General features: G+C 57.7%; 14 protein-coding genes and 2 pseudogenes. 7 read left to right on the top strand and 9 right to left on the bottom strand.

Annotated features, from left to right (window positions below):
• Positions 1–3 precede the first annotated feature (3 nt).
• Both PSQ19_RS15845 and PSQ19_RS15850 read right to left on the bottom strand, forming a co-directional pair.
• Positions 4–234: a ferredoxin reductase domain-containing protein gene (locus tag PSQ19_RS15845; protein ID WP_282218526.1), complete on the bottom strand. Its 231-nt coding sequence runs from the start codon at positions 232–234 to the stop codon at positions 4–6.
• Positions 224–670, bottom strand: a complete 447-nt coding sequence (locus PSQ19_RS15850; protein ID WP_282218527.1) for a ferredoxin reductase domain-containing protein — start codon at positions 668–670, stop codon at positions 224–226. Before PSQ19_RS15850 ends, PSQ19_RS15845 begins: the two co-directional genes overlap by 11 nt.
• On the opposite strand from PSQ19_RS15850, the gene PSQ19_RS15855 reads away from it, so the two are divergent.
• Together PSQ19_RS15855 and PSQ19_RS15860 are read left to right on the top strand one after the other, a co-directional pair.
• Positions 654–881 (top strand): hypothetical protein, encoded by a 228-nt coding sequence (locus tag PSQ19_RS15855; protein ID WP_282218528.1) that lies wholly within the window; start codon positions 654–656, stop codon positions 879–881. The two genes, PSQ19_RS15850 and PSQ19_RS15855, sit on opposite strands and share 17 nt — an antisense overlap.
• Before the next feature lie 254 nt (positions 882–1,135).
• Entirely contained in the window at positions 1,136–1,408 is a 273-nt protein-coding gene (locus PSQ19_RS15860; RefSeq protein ID WP_282218529.1) for a hypothetical protein, read from the top strand.
• A 47-nt stretch (positions 1,409–1,455) separates the two neighbouring features.
• Here PSQ19_RS15860 and PSQ19_RS15865 read toward each other — a convergent pair whose 3' ends face one another.
• From PSQ19_RS15865 to lnt, 5 genes are all read right to left on the bottom strand, one after another.
• Positions 1,456–1,839 carry a winged helix-turn-helix transcriptional regulator gene (locus tag PSQ19_RS15865; protein WP_282218530.1) on the bottom strand — a complete coding sequence of 128 codons (384 nt, stop codon included), beginning with the start codon at positions 1,837–1,839 and terminating at the stop codon, positions 1,456–1,458.
• Positions 1,840–1,950: 111 nt separating this feature from the next.
• On the bottom strand, positions 1,951–2,349 hold the full coding sequence (gene trmB / locus PSQ19_RS19995) for a tRNA (guanine(46)-N(7))-methyltransferase TrmB (RefSeq protein WP_407649011.1): 399 nt from the start codon (positions 2,347–2,349) through the stop codon (positions 1,951–1,953).
• Entirely contained in the window at positions 2,300–2,674 is a 375-nt protein-coding gene (locus tag PSQ19_RS20000) for a tRNA (guanine(46)-N(7))-methyltransferase TrmB (protein ID WP_407649171.1), read from the bottom strand. The genes trmB and PSQ19_RS20000 overlap by 50 nt, the downstream gene beginning before the upstream one ends.
• Positions 2,675–2,774: 100 nt before the next feature.
• Positions 2,775–4,031, bottom strand: coding sequence for a methionine adenosyltransferase (metK, locus tag PSQ19_RS15875; RefSeq protein WP_282218531.1), 1,257 nt, complete (start codon positions 4,029–4,031; stop codon positions 2,775–2,777).
• A gap of 138 nt (positions 4,032–4,169) precedes the next feature.
• Entirely contained in the window at positions 4,170–5,756 is a 1,587-nt protein-coding gene (lnt, locus tag PSQ19_RS15880) for an apolipoprotein N-acyltransferase (RefSeq protein ID WP_282218532.1), read from the bottom strand.
• A gap of 131 nt (positions 5,757–5,887) precedes the next feature.
• Between lnt and tsaB the strand changes: the two genes are divergently transcribed.
• The 3 genes and pseudogenes from tsaB (at position 5,888) to PSQ19_RS15895 (ending at position 7,817) form a co-directional block, all read left to right on the top strand.
• Positions 5,888–6,973 carry a tRNA (adenosine(37)-N6)-threonylcarbamoyltransferase complex dimerization subunit type 1 TsaB gene (gene tsaB, locus PSQ19_RS15885; protein WP_282218533.1) on the top strand — a complete coding sequence of 362 codons (1,086 nt, stop codon included), beginning with the start codon at positions 5,888–5,890 and terminating at the stop codon, positions 6,971–6,973.
• Positions 6,974–6,999: 26 nt separating this feature from the next.
• Positions 7,000–7,453, top strand: a pseudogene (locus PSQ19_RS15890) (Fur family transcriptional regulator).
• A 106-nt stretch (positions 7,454–7,559) separates the two neighbouring features.
• Positions 7,560–7,817, top strand: a complete 258-nt coding sequence (locus PSQ19_RS15895) for a hypothetical protein (RefSeq protein WP_282218534.1) — start codon at positions 7,560–7,562, stop codon at positions 7,815–7,817.
• A gap of 25 nt (positions 7,818–7,842) precedes the next feature.
• Here the strand turns inward: PSQ19_RS15895 and PSQ19_RS15900 are convergent, their stop codons facing one another.
• A complete protein-coding gene (locus PSQ19_RS15900) occupies positions 7,843–8,115 on the bottom strand; it encodes a hypothetical protein (protein WP_282218535.1) in 273 nt (90 codons plus the stop codon).
• A gap of 114 nt (positions 8,116–8,229) precedes the next feature.
• Complete coding sequence (locus PSQ19_RS15905; RefSeq protein WP_282218536.1) at positions 8,230–9,291, bottom strand: D-TA family PLP-dependent enzyme; 1,062 nt, start codon at positions 9,289–9,291, stop codon at positions 8,230–8,232.
• A gap of 143 nt (positions 9,292–9,434) precedes the next feature.
• Between PSQ19_RS15905 and PSQ19_RS15910 the strand changes: the two are divergent.
• Both PSQ19_RS15910 and PSQ19_RS15915 read left to right on the top strand, forming a co-directional pair.
• Positions 9,435–10,843 (top strand): annotated as a pseudogene (locus PSQ19_RS15910) (protein adenylyltransferase SelO).
• Between the two features lie 10 nt (positions 10,844–10,853).
• The gene (locus PSQ19_RS15915; protein WP_282218537.1) at positions 10,854–11,408 is read left to right on the top strand and encodes a gamma carbonic anhydrase family protein; all 555 of its coding nucleotides are present in this window, start codon (positions 10,854–10,856) and stop codon (positions 11,406–11,408) included.
• The last annotated feature ends 39 nt before the right edge of the window (positions 11,409–11,447 follow it).

Below are 11,447 nucleotides of genomic sequence, written 5' to 3' on the forward strand. Positions count from 1 at the left end.
CGGCTATTTTTCCCACACCAACGCATCCACATTGGCACCAAGTTCCTCTAGCGCCGCGCGCAAATCCTTGACCATGTCATCAGGGCCACACAGGTAAAATTGCTGCGAAAAGTCACTGATATGCTGTTTGAGGAAGGTGTTGTCGATCCGCTCGTGATAAAGACCCGACTTTGCGTCATTGGTGACTGTCCACAGGGTTTCGAGCCCACCCATGCCCTCAAACTCATCGCGCAAAATGATATCGCCCTCGGTCCGGTTCGAAACAATCAACCGGTTGCCCGCGAGCCCGCCCCTGGCATTGAGCCTGGCGCAAGATGGCAATAAAGGGTGTTACCCCCGCCCCACCGGCGATAAAGGTTCCGGGGCCTTTATACTGGATCGTGCCCCACACATCGCGCAGCAAAAGCCGTTCGCCCGCTTCCAGTCCCCACAACTCGGCGGTGACGCCCGGATGGTCGGTATAGCTTTTGATGGTAAATTCCAGATCGTCCCAGTCATTGAGCGATGTAAAGGTAAAGGGGCGTTTTTTGTCGCGCCAACCCTCCTTGTCGATCGACAACTCGGTGGCCTGCCCGGGACCAAACGAAAACCCCTTGGGTTTTTCGAGTTGGTATTGGCGCACATTGTGGGTGATCTTTTCGGTCTTGAGAATTTTGACGCTGGTGGGCATGACGATCTCCTTTTTTAAACTGACGCAGGCAATACCGAATGGTTCCCATAATGTTTGGATCAATCCGGCAGGCTCGATCCTCGCCTTCATCAAGCAAGATGCAGTGTCGGCGAAAAAAATCGCCTGTTGTGAATTTATTTTTTGGTTGGGCGACATCGGTGAATTTTCGACAATTATTGCGCTCGCGAACGCCTGCCAATCGGCCCGATAAGCTTCTGAGCGGCGCCGGATCGTGCAAAACCCCAATAAGTGCCGTTCGTATCGCGTGCGAAACCCGGTTACCCACAGGAAACTGAATTTCCAACTAGTTCCTTGATATCCTTGTGAAAACTCTGGTCATCGCCGGGCGTGTTTCAAGGGTCTTTGAGCGGAAAATCTCATCTTGCGAAGCACATCATCAAGGCACATTTCCAGTGTGTTCGAAGCGATGTCCTCCCGACGTCCAAGACACAAGGAACTATCAAAATGAAGAATACAATCATTGCACTTGTGACCGTGGCCAGCCTTGCTGGTGTCGCCGTCCCAGCGTTCGCCAGCACATCGCCTTTTGGCGACGGCACTGACGATGCTCGCGCCTTTGTTGCCGAAACCATGCTGACCCGCCTAAATGAACAGGGAGTGCCAGCGACTTCTGTTGAGGAATGGGGTGATCTGGTCCGCGCCTGGGTCAAGACCGACGATGGCCACTCTGAAATGCGTTATTTCACCCCCGACACTCTGCGTCCTGTCGCGCTTTAAGCGGTGAAAAACTGGCACCGCCGGACAATCTGGCGGTGCCCAAAACGCTAGCTGGCACTGCGCGAATAAGGGCCGTCATCCTCAAGTGCGGTATCAAAACGCACCCGCGCCGCCTTGATGCTATCGTGATGTTTGGTCGCGAACCGTCGCCAGCCATCCGCAAGCTCGAGAAACGCGCGCCCCAAATCGGTCAGCTCATATTCCACCCGCGGCGGGATGCTGGGGTAGATAGTGCGTGACACAAATCCATCACGCTCCAACTCGCGCAGCGTCGAGGTCAGGGTTTTCTGGGATACCGACCCGATTCCACGCCGCAATTCATTGAAGCGATGCCGCTCGGCCCGCAACTGGGTGATGACCACAAGGGTCCATTTACCGGGTTTGACCACGAGCAATTTTTCATGATCGGCGGGGTTCTGTGACGCAGACATGCTAGTCCCTAGGCAAATTCAAGCCACATATGGGTCCGATCGCGACCAATTGCACCCCATCGCCCCATTAAACTTTGGACATAGGTTTAAGCACCTCGGTGCGTCCGGCGCCTATGCCCGCCGAAAAGTGAAATAATAGCTCAGCATCCGCCCCTCGCGGCGGGCCTTTTTCTCATATCGCGTTGCTTGCCAGCCCTGATAGGGTTCATGCCAGGCCCCCGGATGGCTCGGCGCGAACACAAATTCGGGCGTCTCCAGAATATGGGCCAATGTCCAATTGGCGTAATCTTCAATATCGGTCGCAAAAAAGAACGGGCAGCCTGGCTTGAGCACCCGTGCCAGTTCCTTGAGTGTTGTTGGCGAAACAAACCGGCGCTTGTGGTGCCGCGTCTTTGGCCATGGGTCGGGATAGAGCAGGAAAATTTCGTCTAGGGACGCGTCGGGCAGCTTGCACAACAGCTTATAGGCGTCGTCGGTGTAAAGCCTGATATTCTTGAGCCTGTTGCTCACTTATGGTTTGAACGATCTTGCCGATGCCGCCGGTAAATACTTCCGAACCAATATAGCCGGTTTCGGGATGGCGGCTGGCCTCAAGTGCCAGATGCTCACCGCCGCCATAACCGATTTCAAGGCTCAGTTTATCGGCGGCAGGAAACAGCGTCGCCGGGTCCAGAACGTCCTCATCCAGCGTGATCTCGAGATCGGGCAGTGTGTCATCATAGACGGCCTGCTGTCCCTCGTGCAGGCGCTTGCCAGACCGGCGACCGAAAAAGCGCGCGGGGCGCCATCGCGAGTCTTGGGGAGTTCGTGGACCATTGGCAATAATTCTCGACAGTCAAAATGATGCCCACCCATGCCGAGACAAGGGGCATGTCGTCAAGTCTCGCCCTGGTGCCGCCTGATCGGAACGCCGGGTGGCAGATATTGGCTAGCGACTACTTTACGGCGGCCTTGAGCGCGCTGACCAGATCGGTCTTTTCCCAGGAAAAGCTGCCGTCACGACCCGCCTTGCGGCCAAAATGCCCATAGGCTGCGGTTTTTGAGTAGATCGGCTTATTTAGGTCAAGATGGGTGCGGATGCCGCGTGGCGTCAGGTCCATGACCTGTGCCAGCGCCAGCTCCAGCCGAGCCTCGTCCACTTTTCCGGTGCCATGCAGATCGACATAGATCGACAGCGGTTGCGACACGCCGATGGCATAGGACAATTGAATTGTCGCCCGATCGGCAAGGCCCGCGGCGACCACATTCTTGGCCAGGTAACGCGCGGCATATGCCGCCGAGCGGTCAACCTTGGTCGGATCCTTGCCCGAAAACGCGCCGCCACCATGGGGCGCCGCGCCGCCATAGGTGTCAACGATGATTTTGCGGCCCGTCAGGCCTGCGTCACCATCGGGGCCACCCACGACGAATTTGCCGGTCGGATTGACGTGCCAGACAGTTTCCTCTGAAACCCAGCCTTCGGGGAGGGCGGCCCGAATGATTGGCTCGACAATCTGGCGCACATCGCTTGAGTTGAGCGATGCGTCCAGATGCTGGGTCGACAGCACGATCTGGGTCACCGCGACCGGCTGGCCGTTTTCATAACGCACAGTGACCTGACTCTTGGCATCAGGCCCGAGCGCGCGGGCCGGGCCAGTGCTTGCCTTGCGGGCACTGGTCAGATCATTGAGAATTTTGTGGGCATAATAGATTGGTGCTGGCAGCAATTCGGGTGTTTCGCGGCTGGCATAGCCAAACATGATCCCCTGATCACCTGCGCCAACATCCTTGTTGCCGCTCTCGTCCACACCCTGGGCAATATCGGCCGATTGCCCGTGCAATAGCACATCAATCTTGACCGTCTTCCAGTGAAAGCCGGACTGCTCGTACCCGATGGCCTTGATCGCCTTGCGCGCTGCCGACTTGAATTTTGAGGGGTTGACCCGCGGATTGCCCGCGGCGTCCAGCATGATGGTGCCGTCCTTATCCTTCTTGAGCAGCGATTCAGGCACGCGCACTTCGCCGGCAAGAATCAGCCGGTTGGTCGTTGCCAGTGCCTCGCAGGCGATGCGCACCTGGGCCGGGTCCATGCCAGCCTTTTTCGCCTCGCGAAAGACCAGATCAACAATTTCGTCCGATATCCGGTCACAGACTTTGTCGGGATGGCCTTCAGAGACAGATTCAGAGGTGAACAGGTAGGTTGAGCGTGCCAAGATAGGCCTCCAAATGCGCAAAAGGCTCAGAAATGAGCAATTGGGGGCAGTTTCTGCCACTGCGTGGCTGCACGGTCAAGGTAGATATAAAGAAATCTTGATATGTTGAGATGACTGTTCGCGAACAAATTTGTCGCGCTAGGATCCCCGCTTTCGCCTTCGACTTGCCAACACACTGATACCCAAGCCCAAAAGCAGGGCAATCAGCAGTGGCCAATAGCGATATTTCGCAAAAATAGTTGTGCTCAGGCGCTCATCAGGGACCACGTCCAGCACGTCCATCTGTTGCACGGGTAACCCCCCCGTCACCCGCCCCAGCGGATCAACAGCCATGGTTACGCCGGAATTGGCGGCGCGGATCAGGCTCATGCCTTCCTCGACCGCCCGCACCCGGGCATGTTGGGCATGCTGGGCCGGGCCGATCGAGCCATCGAACCACGCATCATTGGTGATATTGAACAGATATTGTGCTTGCGCCGTGTCGCCCAGATCGCCCGAGAACAGTATCTCATAGCAGATTAGCGCCAGAAATGGCGGCGTGTTGGGCAGTCTCATCAAGCGCCGCCGCGCGTCCCCATGGGCCCAGCCGTCGGCGCCCGGCACAAACTGCTTGATACCCAATTGCGCAAAAAAGCCCTGAAATGGCAGGAATTCGCCAAACGGCACTAGGTGCGATTTATCGTAGCTGTCAAATACCTCGCCATCGCTATTTATCGCCAATAGGGCGTTATAGGGCGGTTCGGTCGAGGGCGCGTCGCCTGGTCGGTAGTCCTGTCGCGGCGCGCCGGTCAGCAGCACCACATTGTCGGGCAACATCCGGGCGATTCGTGCCAGCGCTTCAGGATATTGCGATAGGAAAAACGGCAGCGCCGATTCCGGCCACACCAACTGAGTGACAGCCGCCAAGCCCTTGTCGTCCGGATTGACCTGCATTTGCGACAGCGTCAGTAGCCGATCAATCGTTGCCGCGGGATCGACTTTGCTCCAGTCGGCATGATCATAGATCAGCGGTTGCACCAGCCGTATGCGGATATCTTTCATCGGCGTAACTGGCGTGTCCGAAAGTCGGTTGTAGCCAAAGCCCATCTGACCCACCAGCACCAGAAGGCCCAGAAAGAACGGCGCCAGACGCCGGGTCACCGTGCGCTGATCGGCCGGCCATATCAGCGCTGGCGTCATGGCCAAAAGCGCCGCCAGCAGCGTCAGCCCGTAAATCCCGATCACCGATGCCAATTGCATCATTTCCGTCGTCGGCGTCAGCGCATAACCCAGCAGATCGAATGGGAAGCCGCTCAGCACATGGCCACGCGCCCACTCCGCCATGCTCAAAAAAGTCGCCAGGGTCACCACTCGCCAAGCGCCTCCAGACCAGAATAAATGGGCCAACGCGCTGGCCAACCCCCAGAACAGCGCAATCAGTGCCGCGAGCGCCACAATGGCAAACGGCATGATCGCCAGCATGATCCCGCCATCGACAAAAAACGCTGCGCCCAGCCAGTGAAACGATACGGTGAAATAACCCAGCCCAAAGGCAAATCCGATTCTAAAGGCCGGGCCGAATATAGTTTGCCAGCCGCCGCGTCGTTCGGCGCCATCAAGACACCAGATCCACACGGGAAAGCTCACGAACAGCGCCGGCAGCACAAAAAGCGGCGCAATAGAAAGCGCGGCAATGGCCCCGGCCATTACCAGCAATAAAAACCGCCGCCAGCCATGGCTCAACATGGCTGTTTCCGCCAACCAGGTCATAAAACTGCAACTCGCAACGAATCAGTGTGCATCCGGGCAAGGTCGCCGTCCCAATCCATAGCGTCAAGCCGCTGGACTAGCTACGCCCGCATCGCTAGACCCTATTTATGAACATCGCGCTGGCCATTGATACCGCTGCTCCACGTCTGCAATTGGCGTTGCTGCACGCCGATGGTCGCACCGACCAAAGTGTTGATGACATCACCACGGGTCATGCGGAACTGATTTTCGCCCGCATCGCGGCGTTGCTGGCACGCAATGATCTCGTCTACGCCGATCTCGACCGCATTGTGGTCACCACTGGTCCCGGCTCCTTTACGGGGCTGCGTATTGGCCTGTCGGCGGCGCGCGGCATTGCTTTGGCGCGCCAGATTCCTGTCATCGGCGTGCCCAGTCTGTTGGCCATTTCGCTTGCCGCCCCAAAAAATTCACCGGTCAGCGTCTTGCTAGATGCGCGCCGTGGCGAAGCCTATGTGCAAAATTTTGACGCACCGGGCCACCCTGCCGACGCGGCGCGCCTCTGCCCCATGGAGATAGCGCGAGCCAATCTGCCAAACGGGGCTATAATCATTGAAAGTCCCTTCGTCGATATTGTGCGTCTGGCGCAATTTGGCGCCAAGGCCGACCCAGCTGCTTTTGCACCGGTCGCCAGCTATGTTCGCCACGCCGACGCCAAGCCGCAAAATGCCGCCCGCATTGCCCGAGTAAGGCTCATGATGAAATTGTGGATGGCCCCGGCCGGCCTGCATATTGAACCCGGCCAAACCCGCGACGCGGCCGATCTCGCCAAATTGCACAAACAGGGCTTTTATCGTGGTTGGTCCAGCGACGAGTTTGCCGGTTTTCTGGCCGAGGCCACCACCCCCACCTATGTTGCCTGCGACGCCAAGCGCCGCATCGCGGGCTTCGCCATGTTCCGTTTGTCCGGCGACGAGGCCGAACTTTTGACCATTGCTGTCGATCCAAAATGGCGCGGCAAGAAAGTAGCCACCGCCCTGTTGCATGCCGCCTTTACCGATCTGATGATGAGTCCGGTTAAAACCATGTTTCTTGAGGTTGATGAACTCAATGAACCGGCGCTGGCGCTGTACCGGCGCGAGGGTTTTGAAAAAGTAGGTTCCCGAAAGGGTTACTACCCCAAGGCCGATGGCAGCGCCGCTACCGCCCTTGTCATGTCCCGCAATCTTGGGTAACGCCGTATTCTATTGGTGGCAGGAGGATGAGCGTGAGCAAAGTCGAGACTGATCTGACGCTAGAAGAGGCCTGCGCCCAGCGCGGCATGCGCATGACCGAGCAACGCCGGGTCATCGCCCAGGTCATCGAGCAAAGTGGCGACCATCCCGACGTCGAGGAACTCTATCGGCGCGCCTCGGCTGTTGATGCCCGCATTTCATTGTCCACAGTCTATCGCACCATGAACCTTTTTGAAGAAGCCGGATTGGTCACCAAACATGACTTTAAGGACGGTCGCGCCCGTTTCGAGTTGATCCCTGATGAGCATCATGACCATCTCATCGATATCCGCACCGGCAAGGTCATCGAATTTCGCAACGAGGAAATCGAGGCCATCCAGGAAGTCATCGCCCGCAAGCTCGGCTATAAGCTTGTCGATCACCGGCTTGAGCCTGTACGCGGTGCCGCTCCAGAACAAGCCTGATGGCCGCGATCGGTAGCATTCAATTCTACCTGTTCGCAAAAATCCATAAAATGCCCGCGGTTAAGCCTAATATCGACTTCCCTTAGCCAGTTAAGCCTTTGTTAGCTATGACGCTCGTGTGAATGCAAACGGGTGTCGTCATGATCTTGCAGATACTGGCAATATGGGCGGTTGTCGCCTTGGTAATCTTCTGGTTCGTCAGGGATGAGCGCGCTCGCCGCGCGCGCCGCGCCGCTGAACTCGACGCCGCAGCCCGTATCTTTGCCCGTCCATCGGCAAACCGGATGGCAATAGCCCGGCTGACGCCGCTGGCCGACCCAAAAACCCGCATTCCTGCCCTGTCGACGGACGATCTGGACATGGCTGCGCCCAAGCGATAGGCGCAACGCTCAATCTCCAGCCGCTTCAGGGTGGTCCTACCGGCCGATCGCTGCGTTCAAGACTGGTCTTGACCCGACCCACAATATCAGCGGCCTTGAGCAACAGCGCCATTTCAATGTCCTGCTCACTCATGTCGGGATCGGTTTGCGCCCACACCGAAACCGCAAGCTCATGATCCTGCTCTCGATCATCCTGAATTTCCTTGAGGACGGCGCGAACCGTGCCGACGACCCGATTGGGCAACGATTTGTGTGCATTGCGCTGCACAACGCCAATATCAATCAAACTATACGGCAATTCCCAGGCTCCTGATCGGAGCCCCCACGCATTGGCATATGCGACCTGAGTTCACACATCGCTAACGCAAGTGTCGTGAATATGGTTCACCGTGGGAATTTAATTCCAGTCGGCTTAATCCGTCCGACCGCGTGCCGCGACATCGATTGTTTCCACCCATTCGTCGCCCGAAATCAAATGCACCCGATCATGCAGGTTAGACACTGGACAGGCGTGATTGGGGATAATGCGAATGCGCTCGCCGACGCGTGGCGCATCGGATGGCTCGGCCAACTCGATCACACCATGTTCTTCGGATAACGACGTGACGCTGACCCCAATATTGCCCATGACCACACCGAACCCCGTAAGCCCGAACAGATCGCTGGTCAGCGATTTCGACCCAGCATCGATGACAATGCGGTTTGGTGTAGGCCGCGACACGATGGTGGTCAGCACGCTGAGCGCGCATTCTTCGAAACTGGCAGCGCCCAGTGACACCTGCCCACGGTCAAAATAGATATAGGTGCCCGGCCGGATCTCGGTGACAACCGATTTTTCCAGTCGGAACATGTCTGGCGTATTGCCACCTGAAATTACCGGGCAGGCAAACCCGGCCTCGGTCAACAGCGCCACCGCATCCGCCAGCCATTGATCAGACTGAGCAACCTTTCCCGCCGCCGGATAAGTCATCAATCCACCAAACTCCAGTCCCGGCGACAAGGCGATATGCCGTGCCAGCGCCAACGCTTGCACATTGCTCTGCACACCACACCGGCCAAGGCCGGTGTCGCATTCCACCAATACCACCAGCGGCTTGGCCGAATTGGCAAACCGCTGCGCATAGCCCGAAACTGTATCGGGACTGTCGGCGGTCACCCTGAGGTTGATCCGCTCGTTCAACGCCGCCAAACGGTCAAGCTTTTTGGCGCCGACGATATTGTAGGGCAGGAACAGATCGCTCAGACCGGCATCGGCCATGGTTTCGGCTTCGCCCAGCTTCTGCACGGTGATCCCCACCGCCCCAAGCTCGACCTGTCGCAGTGCAAAGCGGGGTATCTTGTGCGTCTTGATATGGGGACGCAGCGCCACGCCTAACGCGTCCGCCTGCGCCTGCCCACGTTTGAGATTAGCCTCCACCCGATCAATATCGATGACAACGCAAGGGGTTTCGAGATCGGCAAGGGTTTTGGTCATATCTGTCTCCGGCTTTGCCGCACCATTATGGGCTTGGGCTATCCGATCAAGTCCCCCGGCGCCCAAACACCGCCTTTTCTTGTCCCCAGCGCCGAATTTTCCGGTGAGTAGACGGATCGGGGCAAGCGGTTTAAGCCTTGGGCATGAGCAAATTTATACCCGCTAGAAATCACGAAACATTGGGCGATGCCTTTTTTGATCGCGTCGCCGCCGCCGATTTCCCCAAAACCATCCTGCGGCATCGCGACCAGCGTTGGGCTGATCGCATGGGGTTGGGGGATATGGATGAGGCCCGGTGGTTGGCTCACTTCGCCCGGTTCGAGTCGTTTGCCGGTTCGCTGCCCGAACCATTAGCCCTGCGCTACCATGGCCATCAGTTCCGCAGCTATAATGCTGATCTTGGCGATGGAAGGGGCTTTTTGTTCGCGCAAGCCTATGACCCTGTCGATAGTCGCCTGCTTGATTTTGCCACCAAAGGATCGGGCAGAACCCCCTGGTCACGCGACGGCGATGGCCGGTTGACGCTGAAGGGTGGCGTGCGCGAAATTCTCGCCACCGAAATGCTCGAGGCGTTGGGCGTTTATACCTCCAAAACCTTCTCATTGGTCGAAACCGGCGAGGACCTTGATCGCGGTGACGAACCCTCACCCACCCGTTCCGCGGTACTGGTGCGCCTCAGCCACTCCCACATTCGCATCGGCACCTTTCAGCGATTAGCCTATCTTGATGATAGCGCCGCCATCCGCCAATTGCTCGATTATGCCATCGCAAATTATTACCCCAACTTGACCGACGCCGCCGACCACCCGACGGCTTTTCTCGATGCAGTCGTCGCCCGCGTCGCACGGTTGGGCGCGCAGTGGATCGCTGCGGGATTTGTTCACGGCGTCCTTAACACCGACAATATCAACATAACCGGGGAAAGTTTCGATTATGGTCCATGGCGGTTCGTACCCGTTTATGATCCCGAATTCACCGCCGCCTATTTCGACAATACCGGGCTCTATAGCTTTGGCCGCCAGCCCGACACGCTGGCCTGGAATCTCACCCGCCTGGCCGAATCCTTGCTACCGATTTCCTCGGCCGAGGCGCTTGAACCCGTCCTCAACCGGTTCTGGCCAATCTTTCGCACCGAATTGTCCAATACCATGCTGGCGCGTTTGGCGCTCACACCGGGCACCGATGAGCAGGGCAACCAATTCGTTACCGCGCTATTCGGTTTTTGGGTGCATCAAAGGCACCCTATGAGCAGGTCTTTTTCGATTGGCGCGGCGGCGCCCAAAGTGCCGAACGCGCCGCCAAAAGCCCGGCCGCCCAGTTTTACGCCAGCGCCGATTTTCGCCTGGTCGCCGACCTTCTTGATGATTTTGTGCCCGACACGTCCGCCAATCTCAATCACCCCTATTTTGCGCGATCACGCCCCCGCACCATGCTGATCGACGAGGTCGAGGCGATCTGGACGCCCATTGCCCAACACGACGATTGGTCGGTCCTGACATCAACTCTTGCCGAAATTGCCCAAATGCGCGACGCCTATGGCATCAAACCCTAAGGAGGACCCCATGACCCAATACGCACTTGATGGCGTCAGCCCGAATATTGATCCCGATGTCGCCTGGATCGCCCCGACCGCCATTCTCGTCGGCAAGATCAATATTGCCCGCGATGTCGGTATCTGGTTTGGCGTCGTGGCGCGGGGCGACAATGAACCCATCACCATTGGTGCGCGCACCAATATTCAGGAAAATACCGTGCTTCACACCGATATGGGATTTCCCCTGACCGTCGGGGCCGGCTGCACCATCGGCCACAAGGCGATGCTGCATGGCTGCACCATTGGCGACAACAGTCTGATCGGCATGGGCGCCACGGTGTTGAACGGCGCCACCATTGGCAACAACTGCCTGATCGGCGCCGGGGCCTTGATCACCGAAGGCAAAACCATTCCCGATAATTCCCTGGTCGTTGGTGCGCCGGGCAAGGTGGTGCGCGAACTCGATGCCGATGCCATTGCCAAGCTGACCCAGTCAGCCGACCATTATGTCGTGAATGCCCAGCGTTTTGCCGAAGGATGTCGACCGGCGACCAAGCATGAATTGAATTTCGATCCCACCTGAGACGAAAAAACCGATCAGCGATTGCAATTTTGACCCGCG

The organism is Devosia algicola (genome assembly GCF_028816455.1).
In the GTDB taxonomy this organism is placed as follows: Bacteria; Pseudomonadota; Alphaproteobacteria; order Rhizobiales; family Devosiaceae; genus Devosia; species Devosia algicola.